The organism is Nonomuraea montanisoli, from assembly GCF_013363975.1.
GTDB lineage: Bacteria > Actinomycetota > Actinomycetes > Streptosporangiales > Streptosporangiaceae > Nonomuraea > Nonomuraea montanisoli.
On the sequence record NZ_JABWGN010000031.1, the window covers coordinates 22671 to 42408 of the forward strand.

Genomic DNA, 19738 nt, shown 5'->3' on the forward strand with positions numbered 1-19738 from the left:
GATGAGGAACGGGAACGGCAGGGGAACGCTCCCGGCGGGCGTCGTGGCGGGGGCCACGGGGCGGGCCGCCGGGCCGGTCGGGACGACGGCCGCGGCGGGGAGCCGCACGCGCCGGGTGGCGGCGGGGGCCGCGCTGGGGCTGGCCGCGCTTCTGGCAACACCCGCGACCGCGCTGGCGGCCCCGGCGTCCGCTCCGGTGGCCGCCCGAGTGACGCCGGTCGCGGCCGGCGCGCTCCACGAGCCGCCGCACGCCCACGCCGGCCACGGCCAGGACAGCGTCCGGTACGTCTCCGTCAAGGGCTGCCGGTCCAAGGGCGGCGAACCGCGCCCGTGCGGCGCCTGGCGCGTCGTGATGCACAGCGGCGCGCGCGGCACGCTGCCGGACGCCCAGACGATCGCCCGCGACGCCAAGGGCCGGAAGGCGTCCACGGTGGCCGCGCCGGTCGCGGTCAGCGGCAACGGGCAGCGGCTCGCGTACTTCACCAGGAGCGGCCGTCTCGCCCTGCGCACCCTCGGGGGCGGCGTCAGCCTGCTCCCGGAGAACGCGCTGCCCAAGGTGGCGCAGTACGAGACCGGGCTCCGGCTCTCCGACGACGGCTCCCGGCTCGCGGTGTCCTTCACCGGCGACAAGGCGCGCGACACCCGCGTCTTCGACACCGGGACGGGCGAGCGGATCGGCACGATCCCGTCGGCGTACGAGCTGAAGGGCTTCAGCGCCGACGGCGGCGAGGTGCTCGCCGGGTCGGAGGACGACGAGGGCTCGCAGATCCTGGTCGCCTACAGCGACGCGGGACAGGAGCTGGCCCGCGTCACGCCCCCGCAGCTCATCGCGTCGAACGGCCCGCCGGCGCTGTCCGGCGACGGCCGCACGGTCGCGGCGCTGGTCGCCAAGCGGCGGCTGGCCCTGTACGACATGGCGAGCGACCAGGTGACGGCCCGGCTGAAGGTGAAGCTGCCGGCCGGCGACGTCGAGATGGTCGACTGGACGGGGCCGTCGCAGGTCACCGTGCACCTGGTCGCCTACCACGACAGCAAGCCCGACACGGTGGCGATCGCGCAGATCGACACCGGCACGGGCAAGGTCACGATCAGGGACAGGTACCCGCTGCTGAAGGACACCTTCGTCTTCGCCGCCTGCGGCGGGTGACGGAGGCGTCCACCGGGGCCGGGCGGGCATACGCTGCGGGCGTGAAGGTTCACTCCACCAAGGCGATGGCGGCGCGGGCGGTCGACCTGTGCGTCGTGCTGCTGCACGGGGATCCGCCCGGCGGCCCGTCCGCGGAGGCGGTGGCGGAGGTGCTGCGGGCGCACGGCGAGACGGTCGTCCCGATCTCGGCCGCCGGCCCGCGCGGCGAGACGGTCGTCCCGGTCTCGGCCGCCGGCCTGGGCGGCGGGGGAGCGCCTCCCGCGCCGGTGCCCGGCGGCCCCGCGGCTCCTGAGGCGGACGGCGGTCCCGCCTCTCCCGAGGCGGGCGGCGGTGGGACGGCGATGAGCCCGTACCTCGGCGAGGACGACGTCGCCGCGATGCGGGAGGCGGCGGCCCGGCTGGTGGAGGTGCTCGCCGCCCCCGGGCCCGACGAGGCCGCCCGGCTGCTCAACCAGGTGCTCGACGACACTGCCCGGGCGCCCCGGCTCACCCGCCACGGCGGCACGAGCCCGTGGCACCTGCACGTGGACAGCCGTGACGACGCGCCATGGGCGGAGTGGTTCCTGTCGTCGTCGGCGCTGGCGCTGGCGGTGCTGCTGGCCGACCACCAGCGGGTGCCCGGCGGGCTGTGCGCCTCGCCCGGCTGCCGCCGGCCGTATCTCGACCTCGGGGGCGGCAGCCCGCGCCGCTTCTGCAGCGCGCGCTGCGCCACCCGCGAGCGCGTCGCCGCCCACCGCTCCCGCGCCTGACCGCCGCCCCGAGTCGCTCCCGCGCCTGACCACCGCCCCGAGTCGCTCCCGCGCCTCTCACGGGGCGGGCGCGACCTCGGGTGCGGTGAGCCGGTCCACCACCGAGCGGATCGCCTTCCGCAGGCCGGCGTCGCCGGGCAGCTCCTGGACGAAGTACCACCAGAAGGCGCCGCCGAGGCTGCGCGGGTAGCCCAGGGAGGCGGCGTAGTAGTGCGCGGCGACGCCGCGCCGCCCGGCGAGCGGGTCGCTCTCGTCGAAGGCCCAGTACGCCCTGGTGGTGTCGTCGCTCCAGTAGTCCAGCTCGCCGAGCGCCACCTTCTGGTGCGGGAACTCCGCCTGCAGCGCCCGCATGACCTGGTCGAAGGCGAGGCCCATGGGCGCGTCCTCCACGTACGTGGACAGCGTGACCACGTCGATGTCCCGCCTGGTCGAGGCGGGCAGGTTGGCGCGCGCCCAGGTGAAGGTGGACCACCGGGCCTCGTCGGTGCCGAGCTGCCAGTAGAGCGTGACGACCACCTTGGCGCCCTTGGAGCGCACGTAGGCGGCAGCGTCGGCGATCTTGTTCTTGATCCGGTCATCGCCGTCGACGAGCTCGTCCCGGCAGTCGCCCTTGGCGTCGGTGCGGCTGTCGACCCAGCAGCCGTTGACCTCGTTGGCCACCTCCCACGCCTCGATGTCGGGGTAGGCGTCGACGTAGGCCTTGACCCTGGCCAGGTATTCCGCCCGCGTGTAGCGGTTGGCGAAGACGGAGTCGACCGGCTGGCCGATCACGTGCAGCCCCGCGGCGCGGGCCGCCTTCACGGCGCCGCGGTAGTGCTCGACGTTCCCGTGGTCCGCGGTCGGGGCGAAGACGATCCTGACCCAGCCGTACGGCTGCGTGTGCGTCCTGGCCAGGGTGGGCCAGTTCGGCTGCGAGGAGATGTCGTCGACCGTGAGGCCGATCCACGGCTGGGCGGCGTGGGCCTTGGCGTAGGCCGGGCCGTACTCGCTGAGCAGCAGGTCGTTGGCCGTGTTGACCGCGTTCAGCGCGCGCTGGCCGTACTTGCCGCGGCCGGCGTCGGTCGTCGCGGCGCCGGCCGCGTTCAGGTTGGTGACGGCGCCGGCCAGGGCGCGGGTGAACGCCGCCGAGCGGACGTAGTCGGGCCGCGCCGCCAGAGCCGCGTCCAGCCGCCGCTTGGCGTCCTCGGCCGCCTGCTGGTTGAACACCAGGGTCTCGCCGGCGGTGAACCCGGCGCCGCCGTTGTCGACGACGACCGTCGAGAAGCCGCGGCTGGTCGGCCAGTTCACGGCGAACGCCACGGCCTCGCCGGGGACGTCGAAGCGCCACCGGGCTGGCGAACCGCCCTTGTAGAGCGGATACCCCTTGACGTCCTCCAGCGTGACCGGGTCGACCAGGGCGTCGCTGTCGGAACCGCCGCTGCCGTGCATCACGGCCTTGGCCTGGCTCGCGCTCAGTTCGGTGCCCTCGCCCGCGGGGTCGTAGAACTTCAGGACCACGGTGCCGGTCGCGGCCTGCGCGGCGGGGGCGAATCCCAGACCGGCGGCGAGAACGGCAAGGACGAGTACGACACGTTTCATGCGGCCAGCTCCCCTCGACAGCACGGGAAGAGTATGCGCATTTGGGGCATTTGTCCCGCCGATCTCCCGCCCCCGCCGACTCACCGCGGACGCGGCGGTCACACTTTCCCGCTCGGCTCCGTCATGTGGTCGAGAGCACGTGCCAGACCCGCTCTCTTTCCCGGGAGATGCGCGAGGATCACTGAAGTGACCCGTGAGGAAGATGAGGAACACATGACGAGCGAGAACCTGCGGAATGTCGTCAAGGGGAGGGTTCTCCTCCCCGGTGACAGCGGCTTCGACCAGGCGAGCAGCCCGTGGACGGTGGGCGTGCCCCAGCCGGTGTCCGCCGTCGTCGAGGCCGAGGACGCCGCGGACGTGGCGGCCCTGGTGCGCCACGCCCGCGACGCGGGGCTGACGATCGCCGCCCAGCCCTCGGGGCACGGCGCATCGGGCGACGTGGAGGGCGTGATCCTGCTGCGTACCGGCCGCCTCGACGGCGTCGAGGTGGACCCGTCCGCGCGGGTCGTCCGCGTGGGCGCGGGCGCGCGGTGGGGCCGGGTGCTGGCCGCGACCGGCGCGCACGGCCTGGCGGGGCCGGCGGGCAGCTCGCCCGTGGTGAGCGTGGCCGGGTTCGTGGCCGGTGGCGGGCTGTCGTGGTTCAGCCGCAAGCACGGGTGGGGCGCCGACTCCGTGCGCGCCTTCGAGGTCGTGGACGCCGGAGGCGAACAGGTTCGGGTGACCGCCGAGTCCGACGCCGACCTGTTCTGGGCCCTGCGGGGCGGCGGCGGGGACTTCGCGATGATCACCGCCGTCGAGCTGGAGCTGTTCCCGCTGCCGGTCCTGTACGGCGGGCGGCTCGTGTGGCCCGGGGATCGCACCGGGGAGGTGTTCGAGGCGTTCCGCCAGGTCACGGCGGGCGCACCGGATGAGCTGTCGGTGTGGGTCAACCGCGTGCAGCCGCCGTCCCCCGCGCCCGCGATCGTCACGGTGGACGTGACGTACCTGGGCGGTGCGGACGAGGCCAGGGACCTGCTGGCGCCGTTCGAGAAGATCGGCGGCGTCCTGTCCGACAATCGCGCGATCATGGACGTCGCCAACCTGGGCGGCATCGCCGACGAACCGGTCGACCCGAGCCCGTCGCTGTCGCGGGCGGAGCTGCTGACCGGCCTGGACGACGCGGTGCTGGAGGCCCTCACGGCCGAGCCGCTGGCGCCGCTGCTGAACCTCCACCTCAGGCATCTGGGCGGGGCGCTGGCCGAGGCCGGCCCCGCCGGGGGCGCGGGCGGTGCGCTGGCCGAGCCGTACCTGCTGTACCTGCTCGGTCTGCGGCTGCCCGGGCTCGCCGAGGCGGTGCCGGCCAGGCAGGAGGAGCTCGTGCGGCGGCTGGGGGGGCGGGTCAGCGGGCGCAAGCCGTACACGTTCCTGGTTCCCGGCGAGGGCGCCGCGCAGGCGTTCGGCGCCGAGGCGCTCACGCGGCTGCGGGAGATCAAGAAGTCGCGCGACCCGGGGCAGGTGTTCCGCGCCAACTTCCCCGTCCTGGGCTGACCTCCGAGACAGGAACCGACGGGCGTGCCGTCCGCGCGCCCGTCAGGGGCGGGGACGCCGCGGTCCGCGCGACAGCAGCGCGTACGCCGTCACCGCGGCGACCTGGAGCGCCGTCCCGGCCAGGAAGGCGGCGCCCAGGTCGTGCCCGGCGAGGGGGCCCGCCACCGTGGACCCGGCGGCGAACGAAGTGATCTTGAGGCTGGCGCCCGTGGTGAAGATCTGGCTCCGCTGCTCCGGCGGCGCCTCGCGGTGCCGTACCGCCAGCAGGGCCGTGAGCTGCGGTCCCTCCGCCACGCCCGCGAGCACGGCGGCGAGCACCGCCACCCCGAACCCCGCCGTGAACGGCCCGGGCCGCGCCGGAGCGAGCTGCGGCGCGACGGCCGCGAGCGCCAGCGCCACGCCGAGGAGCAGCGTCGCGGCCGCCAGGATCGTGTCGGGGGAGGGCGACGTGCCGCGCCGCCGGGTCAGCGCGGCGTTGGCGGCGAGCGCGGCGCCCGCGGTCACGGCCAGCAGCAGCGCCCCGTACGCCACCGCCCCCGCCAGCAGCGCCCCCAGCAGGGGCGCCCCGACGACGAACATGGGGACGCCCGCGTAGGAGACCATCGAGGTCACGGTGGCCCTGCGGAGGGGCGCGTTGCGGGCGATCGCGGTGAACCCGGCGGCCAGCTCCCGCCGGATCCCCTTCCCGTCGCCGTCGTGCGCCGCGCCGTCGTTCACCGCGTTGTCGTTCACCGCGTCGTCGTTCACCGGAAGGGCGCCACGGCGCGCCCTCGCGGGGAGCCGGTACGCGATGGGGACCGCCGCGACCAGGAGCGCCAGCGACACCACCATGGCGCTGCGCCCGCCCCACGCCGCCGCGACCCCGGCCACCGCGGCCGGCCCGGTCAGCCCCGCGGCGTTGTAGCTGATCGCGTCGAGCGCGCTGGCCCGCTCCAGGCGGCCGGCCGGGACCAGGAGGGGGAGCTGGGCGGTCCAGCCGCCGGTGAGCGCGGGCCCCAGCAGGCCCGCGAGCACCGCCACCGCGACCAGCGCGGCGTCGGGCACGTGGCCCAGCCCGAGCAGCACGACCAGCAGGCCCGCGGTGTAGCCCAGCAGGCAGCCGGCGAGCATCCGGCCGGGGTGCGCGGCGCGGTCGAGCAGCACCCCGAGCAGCGGCCCGCCGATCGCGGCCGACGCGGTCAGCCCGGCCAGCAGCCAGGACGCCACCACGGGCGATCCGGTGAGGGCGAGCCCGGCCACGAGCAGGGCGGGACCGGACATCTCGTCCCCCGTGCGGGCCGTGATCGCGCCGAACATGTAACGGGCTATCACTGACAGGACGTTACATGGTGATCGCGCGGGGGCGGAACCGGGGCTGTGCCGGAAATCGCGCGGCCTCCGGTACTGGGCAGGTCAGCGGCCTGTGCCGGATACTGGCGGGACCCGGGCATCCGGTGGGCGCCCGGCCGTTCCGCGCGGGCTGCGTGCCGTGCGGACCGGCCGGGCACAGGTGCCGTGCCACGCGTGGGGCCGCCTGGCGGCGGGGGCTAGTCGAAAGAGTGTTTGAAGGCTGGCATACACTCGGCGGTATGAGGGGTGTTTTCCAGGCGTCCCTGCTGGGGCTGGACGAGGACGTCGCCGTCGGCGCGCTCGGCGCCACCGTGCACCGCACACGGCTCGACCGCGGCGCGTGGATCGACGTGCGCCCGGGCTGGCTGTCGGGTGCCGACACGCTGTTCGAGCGGCTGGCCGAGCGGGTGCCCTGGAAGGGCGAGCGGCGGCGGATGTACGACAAGGTCGTGGACGTGCCGCGGCTGCTGAAGTTCTACGAGGAGGACGAACCGCTGCCCGACCCGGTGCTCGACGACGCGCGGCGCGCGCTCAACGCCCACTACGCGGAGGAACTGGGCGAGCCGTTCCGCACGGCCGGCCTCTGCTACTACCGCGACGGCCGCGACAGCGTGGCCTGGCACGGCGACACGATCGGCCGGGGCGGCACCGAGGACACCATGGTCGCCATCATCTCGGTCGGCACCCCCCGGCCCCTGCTGCTGCGCCCGCGCGGCGGCGGCCACTCCCTGCGCCACGACCTCGGCCACGGCGACCTCATCGTCATGGGCGGGAGCTGCCAGCGCACCTGGGAGCACGCCGTGCCCAAGACCACCCGGCCCACGGGGCCGCGCATCAGCATCCAGTTCCGGCCGCGCGGGGTCCGCTGACCGGGTGTCCCCGGCGTCCGCCGTGGAGGCCGTGGAGGAGGGTCAGTCCGAGATCTTGGTGGTGACGGTGTCCGGGTCCGGCGCCTTGATGGACACCTTCCGGCCCCAGCCGGTGAAACGGGTCTCGATGGTCATGGTCTTGCCGTCCAGCGCCGAGGTGTCCAGGACCGCGTTCGCCGCGTACGAGCTGGTCACCTTGGCGGCGAGCCCCGCACCGTCGAACGTGATGGTGTAGGACACCTTCGCCGCGTTGTCGGAGCGGATCGGGACGGACGCGTCGAACCACGGCGACAGCTTGGCGAGCTCCTTGAAGGTGATCGTCCCCTTGAGCGTGGACCCGGACCGCTCGCCCTTCTTGAGCAGCGCGGCGAGAGTGCCGGGCTCGACGGGGTTGATCACCTGGCCGTAGAGGCCGCTGCCGCCTCCGGGCATGTCGCCGGAGCGGTACCAGGTCTTGCCCGGCGGCATCTTGTCCTTCCACATCTCGCTGCGGTCGTAGCTGACCTTCCCGATGCTGATGGTCCGCTCGGGCCTCTCGTTCTCCCGGCCGGTCCCGGCGGCCCACTTCGCGGTGATGTCCGACGCCGCGATCCCCTTCCTGGAGAACTGGAACGTGCCGGTGCGCTGGACGAGGTCGGTGTCGCCGTCGTCGGCCTGCACCGTGCTGGTGTCGGTGAAGCGGACGCCGTGGCCGGGGACCAGGCGGGCCTTCAGGGCGCGGAGCGGGTCCTTGGCGGCGATGCGGGCCTTGACGGCCTGGGCGGCGCCAGCCGGGGCTGCCGGGGCGGCCTGCGCGGGAGCGGCGCCCACCAGCAGGGCTCCGCCGGCCACGATGACGGTGATCACGATTTTCATGCGGGAGATCGTTCCAGAGCATGATCACGAATCGGCCACCGCGTCAGGAGCCCGCTCGGGTCACTTCCTGGCGCTTCCGCCGGTACGCGCGGGGCGGCAGGCCGTACTCCTGCCTGAACGCCCGGCTGAAGTGGAACGGGCTGACGAAGCCGGAGGCCGTCGCGACCTGGCCGACGTCCATGTCCGTGGCCTCCAGGAGGCGGGCGGCGTGCCGTATGCGGGCCTGGCGGACGGCCCGCATCGGCGGCGCGCCCGTCTCGGACGTGAACAGGTGCGCGAAGCGGGACGGTGACAGGGCGACGGCGCGCGCCAGCGAGGCGACCGAATGGGGGGCGCCCGGCTCGGCGGCGATCAGCGCGAGCGCGCGGCGCACCCGGGGGTCGCCACCCCGCCCGCCGCCACCGCCACCGTCAACTCCGGTGTCGCCGTCGCCGGGACGGGGAGCCGAGGCGGTGGCCAGCACCAGCGCCTCCTCGACCGCGCCGAGCACCAGCTCCCTGGCCGCCGCCGACCCGGCCACGGCCCCACTCGCGTCCCGCTCCATCTCGGCGTCCCGCGCCGTCTCCGTGTCCCGCGCGGTCTCCGTGTCCCGCGCGGTCTCCGTGTCCCGCGCGGTCTCCGTGTCCCGCGTCGTTCCCGCCTGCGCTGCCCTTCTGTCCGCGTCCCGCCTCTTCGGTCCTCCGGGACCGCCGCCCGCTGCCGCGTCTCCCATGCCCGCGGGATCGGCCGCGCCCCACCCCGCCGACGCCCCGGCCCCGCCATGGCTCGCATCACGCGCCTCCGTCGGCTCGGTGGCGTCCCACCGTGCGGAGTGAGTGGCGTCCGGCCGCGCGGGGGCGGCGGGGGGAAGCCAGCGGGCGTCGCGCAGCGCGCGGCGGAACGCCTGGTCGAGCCGTTCGTGCAGGGCGACCGGCACCCCCGCCACCAGGTGGCAGCCCGCCGCCCGCGCGTACGGCGCGAGCCACCCCGGCCACGACGGGCGCGGCTGGAAGTGCGCCCACCAGAAGCGCCACCGCTCCGCCCCCGGCGCCACCCGGTAGTGCTGCGCCGCGCCCGAGGCCAGCACCACCAGGTCACCCGGCCCGGCGGTGAACGACGCGCCGCCCTGCTCCACCAGCCCCGCCCCCGCCTGGGTCCACATCACCAGCCAGCTCGGCGACCCGCCCGGCCGGCGCGTGACGTACCCCGGCGCCCGGTCGAAGTGGCCCACGATGATCAGCTCCGCGGCAGGAACGGACAAGTCGTCAGCGGTCACGGGCATACCTTTCGCGGGTCCTGCTTCCTAGCGTGAGAAGCATGACGCTCAACGCCTTCCACGACCAGGGGTACGCCGTCGTCCCCGGACTCCTCACCGCCGCCGAGGCCGCCGACCTGCGCGACGCGTTCATGGACCTGCACGCGGCAGGCCCCATATCCGGGCATTTCCAGCCCAGGGCGCAGGAGCCCGGCCAGCCGTACGACATCCTGCGCGACTATCCGCGCGTCATGCACCCCCACCAGGTGAACGACCTCGCGCTGCGCCGCCTCCTCGACCCGCGCATCGCGGAGATCCTCCGAGAGCTCCTGGGGGAGGAGCCGATAGCAGCCCAGAGCATGTTCTACTTCAAGCCGCCGGGCGCCCGCGGGCAGGCGTTGCACCAGGACAACTTCTACCTCCAGGTGGAGCCCGGCACCTGCGTGGCCGCCTGGATCGCGCTCGACCGCATCGACCGGGAGAACGGCGGCCTGGAGGTCGTGCCCGGCACGCACAAGATGGACCTGTTCTGCCCGGAGGAGGCTGATCTGGACGTGTCGTTCACCCGCGAGTACGTCCCGCCGCCGCCCGGCCTGGAAGCCGTGCCGGTGGACATGGAGCCCGGCGACGTGCTCTTCTTCAACGGCAGCCTGGTCCACGGGTCGGGGCCCAACGCCACGGCCGACCGCTTCAGGCGCAGCTTCATCTGCCACTACGTGGGCCGTTCCGCCGAGCGGATCTCCGTCCACTACCCGACGCTGACCATGTCCGGCGAGCCCGTCGCGCTGGAGCCCGCCGTCGGCGGCGGCCCGTGCGGCACGGACACGACCGGCCCCCACTGACCGCCGGGGCGCGGGGTCAGCCGCCGGAGGTGTCGGACTCGGCGTCGGCGGGCACGGCGCCGTCCCACGGGTCGTCCAGCCAGCCGTCCGGGAGCTGCACCTTGCCCCGTTCGCCGGACTTGCCGCGCGGCGTGTCGGTGTTCGGCGGCCACGGCTGGTCGTGGTCGAGCCGCGCGAGCCCCTCGCGGAGCTGGTCCAGCGACTCGGCCGAGGCCAGCTCCCGCCGCAGCTCGCCGCCCACCGCGAAGCCCTTGAGGTACCAGCCGACGTGCTTGCGGAAGTCGGCCACCGCGTACCGCTCCAGGTCGAAGCACTCCACCAGCCCCTCGGCGTGGCGGGCCATCATCGCGGCCACCTCGCCGAGGGTGGGCCGGGCCCGTTCGGCGCTGCCGTCGAAGGCGTTCGCCAGGTCGCGGAACAGCCACGGCCGGCCCAGGCATCCCCGCCCCACGACCACGCCGTCGCAGCCCGTCTCGGCCACCATGCGCAGCGCGTCGTCGGCGCACCAGATGTCGCCGTTGCCCAGCACCGGGATCTCCGGCACGGCCTCCTTCAGCCGGGCGATCGCCGACCAGTCGGCCACGCCGCCGTAGTGCTGCTTGGCCGTGCGGGCGTGCAGCGCGATCGCCGCGACGCCCTCCTCGGCCGCGATGCGGCCCGCGTCGAGATAGGTCAGGTGGTCGTCGTCGATGCCCTTGCGCATCTTCATCGTCACGGGCAGGGAGCCCGCGTTCGTGACGGCCGCGCGCAGGATGCGCCGCAGCAGATGCCGCTTGTACGGCAGAGCCGAGCCGCCGCCGCGCCGGGTCACCTTGGGCACGGGGCAGCCGAAGTTCAGGTCGACGTGGTCGGCCAGGTCCTCCTCGGCGATCATCCTGACCGCCCGGCCGACGGTGTCGGGGTCGACCCCGTAGAGCTGGATGCTGCGCGGCGACTCCGACTCCGCGAACCGGACCATCCGGAGCGTCTTGGGATTGCGTTCGACCAGCGCCCGCGTGGTGATCATCTCGCACACGAACAGCCCGCCGCCCTGCTCGCGGCAGAGCACCCGGAACGGCGCGTTCGTGATGCCCGCCATCGGCGCCAGCACGACCGGCGGCCACACCCCCATCGCCCCAATCTTCACCTGGACATTTGTAGCGCAGGTCCGGCCATGACCGGTATTCGCCGATAGGCTGGGAACGGCATCTTCGCAGGGGAGGGGATGGATGCTCCTTCGCGTCCGCATCGCGCTGCCCGACCGTCCGGGGTCGCTGGCCGAGGTCACCCGGGTCCTCGGGGCGACGGGGGCCGACATCACCCAGGTCACCGTCCTCGACAGGGGCGCTGGGCAGGCGGTCGACGACATCACCGTGTTCTGTCCCGAGGGCACCCCCAAGGAGGCCCTTCGCAAGAGCCTGGAGGGCATCGACGGCGTCGCGGTCCAGGGCGTCTGGATCACCCGCGAGGCGCCGGGCACCTATCCCGAGCTGGAGATCCTCAAGTACATCACCACGGCTGGCGACCGGGCGCTGACCACCCTCGTCGACTCGCTGCCCGTGCTGTTCAGCGCCGACTGGGCGGCCACGGCCGCCGAGCACGGCGTCCTGTACGCGAGCTGGCGGGCGCCGCAGAAGGTGCCGCTTCCGGAGACCGTGCCGTCCCGCCCCACGGCGGCCACGCTGGAGGGCGGCCTGCACGTCATCCACGCGCCGCTGCCGCCGCTCGCGCTCACGCTGCTGCTGGCCCGCTCCGACGGACCGGCCTTCCACCGCATCGAGGTCCACCGGCTCACCCGCATCCTGGAGATCTTCCTCAGCCTCCCGGCGACGGAGCGCAGCGTGGCCCGCCAGCTCCGCAAGTAGCCCCTCGCGGCGGTCCGCCGGGAGCCCTCGCGGCGCTCCGGGCGCGCGCGGAGTGAGCATCCGCTCGGAAAACCCGCTAGAGTAGTCGGGCAACGCGGAAGTGGCTCAGTGGTAGAGCATCACCTTGCCAAGGTGAGGGTCGCGGGTTCGAATCCCGTCTTCCGCTCGGAGTTGGCCTCGGTGGAGTGGCCGAGAGGCGAGGCAGCGGCCTGCAAAGCCGTCCACACGGGTTCAAATCCCGTCTCCACCTCCAAGGACGATTAGCTCAGCGGGAGAGCGCTTCCCTGACACGGAAGAGGTCACTGGTTCAATCCCAGTATCGTCCACCACGCTGTCGGCACAGCGAACGAAGCCCCAGCTCACGGCGGAAGCCGGGAGTCCGGGGCTTTTCGTTGTGCCGGGTCGCTCATCCCAATGGCTGTTCCAGCCAGTACGTCATGCGCGAGAGACCGGCGGCTTCGAAGAAGGCCAGCGCGCGCTCGTTGAAGGCCCAGACGTCGGTCATCAGGCGTGTGCAGCCCGCCTCCTTGCCGGCCGCGCGGACCGACTCGACCAGGGCCCTGCCCACTCCTGAACGCGCCAGTGCGGGGTCCACGGCGATGTGGTCCACGAAGACCACGCTCCGGGGCTGCATGAGCGCGTCTCCCGGGTGCCGGCGAACGGTCGCCGTGACGTAGCCGACGGCGCGTCCCGCGGAGTCCGCGACGAACCCGAGGGTGTCCTCGCGTTCGAGGAAGGCGCGGAAGGTCGGCACCAGTTCTTCGGCCGACGAGGGCGCGCGGAAGAAGTCGGGCCGGTTCTCCACATGGAGGGCGTGCACGAAGTCGTTGAGCTCGGCCAGCGTGGCCGCGTCCGCCGGCGTGGCAGGGCGGATCTGCACGGGTTTCGTCATGCGCAGGATGATGACCATGGTCCGCGCCCGGCGCCACCCGATTTCCTGCCTCAGTCGGTGAGGCCGGGGGCTTCCTCGTCCTGGGGGAAGGTGATCACGATGTACCGGCCGTTGGCGTAGCTGGTCACGGGGCGTCCGAGCAGGTCGCCCACCCTGCGGGCCACGCCCTGGAACAGCTCCACCAGCTCCGGCGTGTCCGCGCTCACCCTGAACCGGCCGCCGGCCCTCAGGTGCTCGGCGACGAGAGGGACGAAGTTCGCCTCGGCCCGGACCTTCTCCTCCGTGCTGAGCGGGGTGTGCCGGGCAGCGGGCTGCGTGCCGGGAGGGCGCATCGCTGATCTCCTCGTGATCGCCGGGGGTTACAGCATGCCATCCCGGATGTCCCGCCGGGCCAAGCGAGGCGCTGACCTCGATCCATATCCAGATCTTCATGAGTCGCTCATCGATATCACTATTGGACGAGTCGGCCTCGTCTCTGGTCTGCTCTTCCCCGCACGGAGATCGAGACGAGTGACAGGGAGCGCCTGAATGCGGCATGTTCACCCCATACGGAGAGTCCTGACGAGGCTGGGGGCGCCGCTGCTGGCGATCTCCACGGCGTTGGCCGGGACCGTCATCGCCACGGGACCGGTCGCCGCCACCGAGCGGGGCACGGTCGTCGCCGCCGAGCGGGTCGCGGCCGCCGAGCGGCTCGCGGCGGGCGACGTCGTCAAGCGGCTGCGCGAGCTGGAGACCGCCTACCACGGGCGCATCGGCGCGTTCGCCCTCGACACGGGCACCGGCCGGACCCTCGCCTACCGGGCGCACGAGCGGTTCCCCAGCCGTTCCACGTTCAAGGCGATCGTGTGCGGCGCGATCCTCGACAAGGCGCGCCGGACCGACCCGGGCCTGCTGGAGCGGACCCTCCGGTGGACGAAGGACGACGTCGTCGTCGACTCGCCGATCACCGGCCTGCGGAAGAACATCGACAACGGCATGACCGTCGAGCGGCTGTGTCACGCGGCCATCACGGTCAGCGACAACACGGCCGGCAACCTCCTGCTCAAGCAGATCGGCGGACCCGCCGGCCTGACCCGCTACTACCGCTCCCTCGGCGACCCGATCGGCCGGCTGGACCGCTGGGAGCCCCAGCTCAACGACTGGAAGCCGGGCGAGAAGCGCGACACGATCATGCCCGCGCTCATGGCCCGCGACCTGCAGAAGATCACCCTGGGCGGCGCCCTGAAGGCCGAGGACCGGGACCGGCTGAACGGCTGGCTGCGCGCCAGCGTCACCGGGACCAAGCGCATCCGCGCCGGGCTCCCGCCGGACTGGACCGTCGGCGACAAGACCGGAGGCGCCGCCGGCGCGTACGCGCCCGGCAGCGACATCGCGGTCGCCTGGCCGCCCACCGGCGCGCCGATCGTCATCGCCGTCTACACCAACCGCATCGACCCGGACGCCACCATGGACAACGGCGTGGTCTCCGCGACGGCGTCCGTGCTGGCGCGCGGCCTCGGACGGATGCCGTAAGGCCCCGGGCGCCCTCAGGAGGCCGAGTCGTCGAAGCTGGCGTAGTAGGAGGCGGCCATGTCGTCGCCCCCGTGGCCCTGCGCGGCGGCCCGGCGGAAGCGCTCGGCCCCTGCCGCCGCCACGTCGAGCCGGACCCCGGCCCCCTCGCCGGCCTGGACGATCAGCCGGGCGTCCTTCTCCGCCGTGGAGACGGCGAAGCTGGGCGAGCTGAGGTCGCCGTTCAGGATGAGCGCGGACTTGGCGCGCAGGTAGCCCATGTCGAGCGGGCCGCCCTCGACCGCGTCCAGCAGGCCCTGCGGGTCGACCCCCAGGGCCTTGGCGAGGGACAGCGCCTCGGCCGTGCCGTGGGTGACGGCGAGGACCCAGCTGTTGACGACCAGCTTGAGGCGCGTCGCGCTCGCCTGCGCGCCGTCCTCGCCGGTCCACACCGTACGGCTGCCGACGGCGTCGAGGACGGGCCGCACCTGCTCGCGCGCCTCGCCGGGTCCCGCCGCCAGGACGACGAGCTGCCCGGCCTCGGCCGGCTGCTTGGTGCCGAGCACCGGGGCGTCGAAGAACGCCAGCCCCTGCTCGCGGGCGAAGGCGGCCAGCTCGCCGACGGCCTCGACCCCGGCGGTCGTCGACTGCACCCACGCCATGCCGGGACGCAGGGACGGCGCCGCCTGGCGCATCGCGTCGAGCGTGGCGGGGCCGTCGTACAGGATGGTGAGCACGACGTCGGCGCCCTCCACCGCCTCGGCCGGGGTGGCGGCGACGTGGGCGCCGTCGGCGGCCAGGGGCTCGGCCTTGGCGCGCGTCCGGTTCCAGACGCGGACCCGGTGGCCCGCCCGGGCGAGGTTGCGGGCCATGGCCGCTCCCATGATCCCGGTGCCGAGAACGCTCACGGTGATGGCGTCGGCCATGACGCGACCTCCTGCTGCTGCCGGCGCCACACGGTGGCGGATCCGGTCCGATCCGATGCCCTTCGACCGTATCGGATGCTCCGATCAGACCCGGTCAGCGGCCCGCCGGCTGGGGGAGGGGCAGCGAGGGGCCCGCGTCCGGCGTGAACAGGTGACGGTCGAGGTGGTCCACCGCGTAGTCGATGGCCCCCATCACCACGCACTCGTCGCCCAGCGCCGAGGCCCGCACCTCGGGCAAGCGCACGCACGCCCGCTCCAGCCGCTCGCGCAGCGGCCCGAGCAGCACGTCGGCCGAGCGGGAGAAGCCGCCGCCGAGCACCACGACCTGCGGGTCCAGCAGCAGCACCATCGCGGCTGTGCCCACCGCCAGGTCGTCCACGTACCGGCCGACGGCCGCCAGGGCCGCCGGGTCGCCGTCGCGGGCCGCCGCCAGCGTGAAGCCGGCCGCGTCCTCGTCGGGCGTGCCGGGCGGGACGACCGCGCAGGTGTTGAGGTGGTCGGGCGCGTCGTACCAGCGGGCCTCCGGCAGCATGACGATCTCGCCGGCCGCCGCGCCGAACCCCCGGTGGACCTTGCCGTCGATGATGAGGCCGGTGCCCATGCGCCGTCCCACGTGCAGGAACACCACGTCGCGCGCCCCTCGGGCGGCGCCGCGGCGGGCCTCGGCGAGGGCGGCCAGGCGGCTGTCGTTCTCCACCAGCACCTCGCACGGGAACATCCGCGCCAGCTCGCCCGCCAGGTCGAGGCCGCGCCAGGCGGGGATCGCGGCCGAGAACTGCACGCGGCCCTCGGGGGAGACGACGCCCGTGGTGCCGGCCGCCAGCAGCCACAGGTCGGACGCGGCCCGGCCGCTGAGCGCCAGGCAGCCGGACACCGCGCGCTCGATCGCGGCCAGCCGCTCCTCCAGCGGGTCGTCGGGGCGTACGGGCTGGCGGGTCTCGGCGAGGATCTCGCCGTCCAGGTCGGAGAGCGCGGCCCGGATGTTGTGCCCTCCTATGTCCACCCCCACGAGGTGCCCGCAGTCGGCGCGGAAGCGGTAGCGGCGGGCCGGCCGGCCCATGGTGCCGGGGCTCGGCGGCACCTCCTCCACCCAGCCCAGCCCGGCCAGCTCGTCCACGACCTCCTTGGTGGACGGCCGCGACAGGCCCGTCCGCTCGGCCAGCGCGGTCAGGGTGAGCGGCCCGGCCTCGCGCAGCGCCCTGATCGCGGCCAGCGCGTTGAGCTGCCGGAGCCGCGACAGGTCGCCGCCACGGACGTTCGCCATCGCCGCTCCTAATGTAGGTCTCCTCTGTAACTGGCCATTATGCCAGCGTTCACCAGCCGGAGCATCCCGCGTAGCGGACGTCCATATCGTGCATTAGCGGGCATTGACCCTGCCGAACGCGCGGTGCTACTAATGAAGTGCTCCTTCGTAAGTATGAGAGAGATGAGGGCCGGATGCCGTTCGCGGACGTCGGCGAGATCAGGTGCGATCCGGAGCGGGGCCGGGTCTTCGAACACGGCTGGCAGTCGTGGAGCCCCACCGGTTCCTACCGGCTCGGCGAGACCCCGCCGCGCCCGGCGGACCGCAACGTCCAGACGATCTGCTACCGCCCGGAGACGCCCGTCCCCGACGGGGTCTACCAGGGCGAGGGCCTGCTGGCGATCGACCCGGGTGACGGGCCGGTCGAGGTCTGGTCCGCGCCCGGCCCGCTGGAGGTCCCCTCCATCCGGGCCCGCCGCGAGGGCGGCCGGCTCGTCGTCTCGGCCGACGGCCCCGTACGGCACACGCGCGCCGCCGACCTGGACACGGCCCTGCGCGACTGGGCCGCCACGACGGCGGAGGGACACGCCCCCGGCGCCTTCCCCGCGGTGCCGCCCATGTGGTGCACCTGGTACGGCTACTGGGACAAGGTCACCGAGATCGACGTCCTCGACAACCTCCGCCTGCTGGAGCGCCACGGGCTGACGGCGGACATGATCCTCATCGACGACGGCTACGAGGCCGGGATCGGCGACTGGCTCGACCCCCGGCCGGGGTTCGGCTCGCTGGAGCGGGCCGTCGACGCCGTCACCGGGACGGGCCGGCGGGCCGGCATCTGGACCGCCCCGTTCCTGGCCGGCCACCAGAGCCGCCTCCACCGGGAGCACCCCGACTGGATGGTGGGCGGCGCCCACGCCGGCCGCATGTGGGACCAGGACCTCGCCGTCCTCGACGTGACCCACCCCGACGCCGCCGCCCACCTGGTGGGCGTCTTCCGCGCCTTCGCCGCGCTCGGCATCACCCACTTCAAGCTCGACTACCTGTACGCGGGGGCGCTGGCCGGCCGGCGGCACGAGGACCTCGACCCCGTCGCCGCGTACCGGCGCGGCCTGGAGCTGGTGCGCGAGGGCGCGGGACCGGACGCCACGCTGCACGGCTGCGGCGCTCCGATGCTGCCCAGCATCGGCCTGGTCGACATCATGCGCGTCAGCCCGGACATAGCGCCCACCCTGCACCCGCGCTCGGGCGACATCAGCCAGCCGTCGCAGCTCGGCGCCCGGCTGACCGGCGCGGCCCGCGAGTTCCTGCACGCGCGGTGGTGGGTCAACGACCCCGACTGCCTCATCGTCCGCCCCGAGGTGGAGGCCCGCGAGGAGTGGGCCGCGCACGTCGAGGGGAGCGGCGGCCTGCGCGGCTCCAGCGACCCGGTCGCCGCCCTGGACGCCTGGGGCCTGGAGACCACCCGCCGCCTGCTGACGCCCACCCGGACGGACCCGTCGTGACGGGCCGGCGCCGGCTCGGCGACTGGTACGCCTACCTGTTCATCGGGCCCAGCCTGCTCGGCGTCGTCGCCTTCCTCCTGCTGCCCGTCGTCATCGTGTTCGCGCTCAGCCTGTTCCGCTGGGAGCTGCTGTCGGCGCCCGTCTTCGTCGGGCTGGACAACTACACGCGCCTGGCGGGCGACGGCGAGGCGTGGCACTCGCTCTGGGTCACCATCCTGTACGTCCTGCTGTGCATCCCGCTGCAGACCGTCCTCGCCCTGGCGCTGGCCCTGATGCTGGACCGGCGGATCAAGGGCGTGCGGATCCTGCGGTCGCTGTTCGTGATCCCCTGGATGGCCACCCCGATCGTCATGGGCCTCGTCTGGGACTGGATCTTCGACCCGCGCGACGGCGCGCTCAACCGGGCCCTGGACCTGGTCGGCGTCACCGGACCCGACTGGCTGTCCGACCCGGCCTGGGCGCTGCCCGCCGTGGCGCTGGTCAACGTCTGGCAGCACACCGGCTACACGATGCTGTTCTTCCTGGCCGGCCTCCAGGGCATCCCCAAGGAGCTGTACGACGCTTCCTCCACCGACGGCGCCACCCCCGCCCAGCGGTTCTGGAAGATCACGTTACCCCTGCTCAACCCCACGATGTTCTTCGTCACGGTGACGAACCTGATCGGCGCCTTCCAGGCGTTCGACACGATCTTCGTGATGACCGACGGCGGGCCGGGCGGCGGCACCGACGTGATCAACTTCCGGATCTTCGGCACCGCGTTCCGCGAGTTCGACTTCGGCTACGCCTCGACCCTGTCGATGCTGCTGTTCGCCGTCATCCTCCTGGTGACGCTGGCGCAGGTCAGGTTCTTCGGCCGCCGCACCACCTACGACCTGAGCTGAGGGAGCACCGGTGACGACACCGCTCAGGCGGACCGTGCTGTACGCCGCGCTCGCGGCCGGCGCGTTCGTGTCCGTCTTCCCGTATCTGCTGGTCGTGCTGACGGCGTTCAAGACCCGGCGCCAGCTCAGCACCACCGAGCCGTGGCTGCCCGGCCTGCCGCCGTCCACGGCGAACCTGGCCGAGATCCTCGGCGGCGACTTCCCCCGCTTCCTGCTCAACACGGTCGTGATGACGGCCCTGCTCACGCTGGGGCAGCTCGTGTTCACGACGTTCGCCGCCTACGCCTTCGCCCGGCTCCGCTTCCGGGGCCGCGACGTGCTGTTCTGGCTGTACGTGGCCACGATGATGGTGCCGAGCGCCGTCACGGTCATCCCGCTGTTCCTCATCATGCGCGAGCTCGAAGCGGTCAACACCTGGTACGGCCTGCTCGCCCCGTACATCCTCGGCACCCCGTACGGCATCTTCCTGATGCGGCAGTTCTTCAAGAGCCTGCCCGGCGGCCTGGAGGAGGCGGCGCGCATCGACGGCGCCGGACCCCTGACCATCCTGTTCAGGATCCTGCTCCCGCTGTGCCGGCCGGCCATCGGCACGCTGGCCATCATCACCGTGATCTCGTCCTGGAACAGCTTCCTCTGGCCCCTGATCATCACCAGCGGCGACGAGACCAAGGTCGTCACCGTGGCCATCTCCGCGCTCAAGGTCGGCATCGGCGTCGACCGCGGCCTCATGATGGCCGGCGGCCTGATCGCCCTCGCGCCGATGGTGGCGATCTTCATCTTCTTCCAGAAGTACATCGTCCGGTCGGTGGTCCTCACCGGCCTCAAGTGAAAG

The 19738-nt window shown here is 73.6% G+C and carries 19 protein-coding genes and 3 tRNA genes; 13 read left to right on the forward strand and 9 right to left on the reverse strand.

Translation table 11 applies throughout. The annotated features are described in order from the left end of the window. Position 1: 1 nt before the first annotated feature. Both HTZ77_RS44140 and HTZ77_RS47180 read left to right on the forward strand, forming a co-directional pair. Positions 2-1147, forward strand: a complete 1146-nt coding sequence (locus tag HTZ77_RS44140) for a WD40 repeat domain-containing protein (RefSeq protein ID WP_175595781.1) — start codon at positions 2-4, stop codon at positions 1145-1147. A gap of 41 nt (positions 1148-1188) precedes the next feature. Continuing rightward, a complete protein-coding gene (locus HTZ77_RS47180) occupies positions 1189-1896 on the forward strand; it encodes a CGNR zinc finger domain-containing protein (RefSeq protein ID WP_328809121.1) in 708 nt (235 codons plus the stop codon). 57 nt (positions 1897-1953) lie between these two features. Here the strand turns inward: HTZ77_RS47180 and HTZ77_RS44150 are convergent, their stop codons facing one another. Then, complete coding sequence (locus tag HTZ77_RS44150; RefSeq protein WP_175595782.1) at positions 1954-3474, reverse strand: glycoside hydrolase 5 family protein; 1521 nt, start codon at positions 3472-3474, stop codon at positions 1954-1956. A gap of 213 nt (positions 3475-3687) precedes the next feature. Between HTZ77_RS44150 and HTZ77_RS44155 the strand changes: the two genes are divergently transcribed. Continuing rightward, positions 3688-5001 carry an FAD-binding oxidoreductase gene (locus tag HTZ77_RS44155; protein ID WP_175595783.1) on the forward strand — a complete coding sequence of 438 codons (1314 nt, stop codon included), beginning with the start codon at positions 3688-3690 and terminating at the stop codon, positions 4999-5001. Between the two features lie 42 nt (positions 5002-5043). On the opposite strand, the gene HTZ77_RS44160 is transcribed toward HTZ77_RS44155, so the two are convergent. Then, a complete protein-coding gene (locus HTZ77_RS44160) occupies positions 5044-6312 on the reverse strand; it encodes an MFS transporter (RefSeq protein WP_328809122.1) in 1269 nt (422 codons plus the stop codon). Between the two features lie 257 nt (positions 6313-6569). Here HTZ77_RS44160 and HTZ77_RS44165 point away from each other — a divergent pair, with 257 nt between their 5' ends. Continuing rightward, complete coding sequence (locus HTZ77_RS44165) at positions 6570-7199, forward strand: alpha-ketoglutarate-dependent dioxygenase AlkB (protein WP_175595784.1); 630 nt, start codon at positions 6570-6572, stop codon at positions 7197-7199. A 42-nt stretch (positions 7200-7241) separates the two neighbouring features. Here the strand turns inward: HTZ77_RS44165 and HTZ77_RS44170 are convergent, their stop codons facing one another. Together HTZ77_RS44170 and HTZ77_RS44175 are read right to left on the reverse strand one after the other, a co-directional pair. Continuing rightward, on the reverse strand, positions 7242-8054 hold the full coding sequence (locus tag HTZ77_RS44170; protein WP_175595785.1) for a hypothetical protein: 813 nt from the start codon (positions 8052-8054) through the stop codon (positions 7242-7244). A gap of 43 nt (positions 8055-8097) precedes the next feature. Next, positions 8098-9309 (reverse strand): helix-turn-helix domain-containing protein, encoded by a 1212-nt coding sequence (locus HTZ77_RS44175; protein ID WP_205304721.1) that lies wholly within the window; start codon positions 9307-9309, stop codon positions 8098-8100. A 41-nt stretch (positions 9310-9350) separates the two neighbouring features. Between HTZ77_RS44175 and HTZ77_RS44180 the strand changes: the two genes are divergently transcribed. Next, positions 9351-10130: a phytanoyl-CoA dioxygenase family protein gene (locus tag HTZ77_RS44180; protein WP_175595787.1), complete on the forward strand. Its 780-nt coding sequence runs from the start codon at positions 9351-9353 to the stop codon at positions 10128-10130. A 16-nt stretch (positions 10131-10146) separates the two neighbouring features. Here the strand turns inward: HTZ77_RS44180 and dusB are convergent, their stop codons facing one another. Then, complete coding sequence (gene dusB / locus HTZ77_RS44185) at positions 10147-11256, reverse strand: tRNA dihydrouridine synthase DusB (RefSeq protein WP_328809123.1); 1110 nt, start codon at positions 11254-11256, stop codon at positions 10147-10149. An 82-nt stretch (positions 11257-11338) separates the two neighbouring features. Here dusB and HTZ77_RS44190 point away from each other — a divergent pair, with 82 nt between their 5' ends. From HTZ77_RS44190 to HTZ77_RS44205, 4 genes are all read left to right on the forward strand, one after another. Beyond that, positions 11339-11974: an ACT domain-containing protein gene (locus tag HTZ77_RS44190; protein WP_175595788.1), complete on the forward strand. Its 636-nt coding sequence runs from the start codon at positions 11339-11341 to the stop codon at positions 11972-11974. Positions 11975-12068: 94 nt separating this feature from the next. Beyond that, positions 12069-12140 (forward strand) — tRNA-Gly (locus HTZ77_RS44195). 13 nt (positions 12141-12153) lie between these two features. Then, positions 12154-12227, forward strand: a tRNA-Cys gene (locus HTZ77_RS44200). A gap of 1 nt (position 12228) precedes the next feature. Beyond that, positions 12229-12303: transfer RNA gene (locus HTZ77_RS44205), tRNA-Val, on the forward strand. A 77-nt stretch (positions 12304-12380) separates the two neighbouring features. Here the strand turns inward: HTZ77_RS44205 and HTZ77_RS44210 are convergent. Continuing rightward, on the reverse strand, positions 12381-12866 hold the full coding sequence (locus HTZ77_RS44210; protein WP_175595789.1) for a GNAT family N-acetyltransferase: 486 nt from the start codon (positions 12864-12866) through the stop codon (positions 12381-12383). A 50-nt stretch (positions 12867-12916) separates the two neighbouring features. Beyond that, positions 12917-13198, reverse strand: coding sequence for a hypothetical protein (locus tag HTZ77_RS44215; RefSeq protein WP_175595790.1), 282 nt, complete (start codon positions 13196-13198; stop codon positions 12917-12919). A 196-nt stretch (positions 13199-13394) separates the two neighbouring features. Here HTZ77_RS44215 and bla point away from each other — a divergent pair, with 196 nt between their 5' ends. Then, complete coding sequence (bla, locus tag HTZ77_RS44220) at positions 13395-14378, forward strand: class A beta-lactamase (protein ID WP_175595791.1); 984 nt, start codon at positions 13395-13397, stop codon at positions 14376-14378. A gap of 14 nt (positions 14379-14392) precedes the next feature. Here the strand turns inward: bla and HTZ77_RS44225 are convergent, their stop codons facing one another. After that, positions 14393-15280, reverse strand: a complete 888-nt coding sequence (locus HTZ77_RS44225; protein WP_175595792.1) for an NAD(P)-dependent oxidoreductase — start codon at positions 15278-15280, stop codon at positions 14393-14395. 94 nt (positions 15281-15374) lie between these two features. After that, positions 15375-16544: an ROK family transcriptional regulator gene (locus tag HTZ77_RS44230; RefSeq protein WP_175595793.1), complete on the reverse strand. Its 1170-nt coding sequence runs from the start codon at positions 16542-16544 to the stop codon at positions 15375-15377. A 173-nt stretch (positions 16545-16717) separates the two neighbouring features. Here HTZ77_RS44230 and HTZ77_RS44235 point away from each other — a divergent pair, with 173 nt between their 5' ends. From HTZ77_RS44235 to HTZ77_RS44245, 3 genes are read left to right on the forward strand one after another with little or no spacing between them, the layout of a single operon-like run. Further along, positions 16718-18025: a glycoside hydrolase family 36 protein gene (locus tag HTZ77_RS44235; protein WP_175595794.1), complete on the forward strand. Its 1308-nt coding sequence runs from the start codon at positions 16718-16720 to the stop codon at positions 18023-18025. After that, the gene (locus tag HTZ77_RS44240; RefSeq protein ID WP_205304723.1) at positions 18022-18906 is read left to right on the forward strand and encodes a carbohydrate ABC transporter permease; all 885 of its coding nucleotides are present in this window, start codon (positions 18022-18024) and stop codon (positions 18904-18906) included. Before HTZ77_RS44235 ends, HTZ77_RS44240 begins: the two co-directional genes overlap by 4 nt. A gap of 10 nt (positions 18907-18916) precedes the next feature. Next, a complete protein-coding gene (locus tag HTZ77_RS44245; protein ID WP_175595795.1) occupies positions 18917-19735 on the forward strand; it encodes a carbohydrate ABC transporter permease in 819 nt (272 codons plus the stop codon). Positions 19736-19738: the final 3 nt, after the last annotated feature.

Excerpts from the sequence above, each read along its gene's own strand:
- HTZ77_RS44190 (WP_175595788.1), top strand. The coding sequence starts at position 11,339 with ATGCTCCTTCGCGTCCGCATCGCGCTGCCCGACCGTCCGGGGTCGCTG.
- HTZ77_RS44215 (WP_175595790.1), bottom strand. The coding sequence starts at position 13,198 with ATGCGCCCTCCCGGCACGCAGCCCGCTGCCCGGCACACCCCGCTCAGC.
- HTZ77_RS44230 (WP_175595793.1), bottom strand. The coding sequence starts at position 16,544 with ATGGCGAACGTCCGTGGCGGCGACCTGTCGCGGCTCCGGCAGCTCAAC.
- HTZ77_RS44225 (WP_175595792.1), bottom strand. The coding sequence starts at position 15,280 with ATGGCCGACGCCATCACCGTGAGCGTTCTCGGCACCGGGATCATGGGA.
- HTZ77_RS44180 (WP_175595787.1), top strand. The coding sequence starts at position 9,351 with ATGACGCTCAACGCCTTCCACGACCAGGGGTACGCCGTCGTCCCCGGA.
- HTZ77_RS44150 (WP_175595782.1), bottom strand. The coding sequence starts at position 3,474 with ATGAAACGTGTCGTACTCGTCCTTGCCGTTCTCGCCGCCGGTCTGGGA.
- HTZ77_RS44210 (WP_175595789.1), bottom strand. The coding sequence starts at position 12,866 with ATGACGAAACCCGTGCAGATCCGCCCTGCCACGCCGGCGGACGCGGCC.
- HTZ77_RS44170 (WP_175595785.1), bottom strand. The coding sequence starts at position 8,054 with ATGAAAATCGTGATCACCGTCATCGTGGCCGGCGGAGCCCTGCTGGTG.
- bla (WP_175595791.1), top strand. The coding sequence starts at position 13,395 with ATGCGGCATGTTCACCCCATACGGAGAGTCCTGACGAGGCTGGGGGCG.
- HTZ77_RS44235 (WP_175595794.1), top strand. The coding sequence starts at position 16,718 with ATGCCGTTCGCGGACGTCGGCGAGATCAGGTGCGATCCGGAGCGGGGC.
- HTZ77_RS44140 (WP_175595781.1), top strand. The coding sequence starts at position 2 with ATGAGGAACGGGAACGGCAGGGGAACGCTCCCGGCGGGCGTCGTGGCG.
- HTZ77_RS44165 (WP_175595784.1), top strand. The coding sequence starts at position 6,570 with ATGAGGGGTGTTTTCCAGGCGTCCCTGCTGGGGCTGGACGAGGACGTC.
- HTZ77_RS44155 (WP_175595783.1), top strand. The coding sequence starts at position 3,688 with ATGACGAGCGAGAACCTGCGGAATGTCGTCAAGGGGAGGGTTCTCCTC.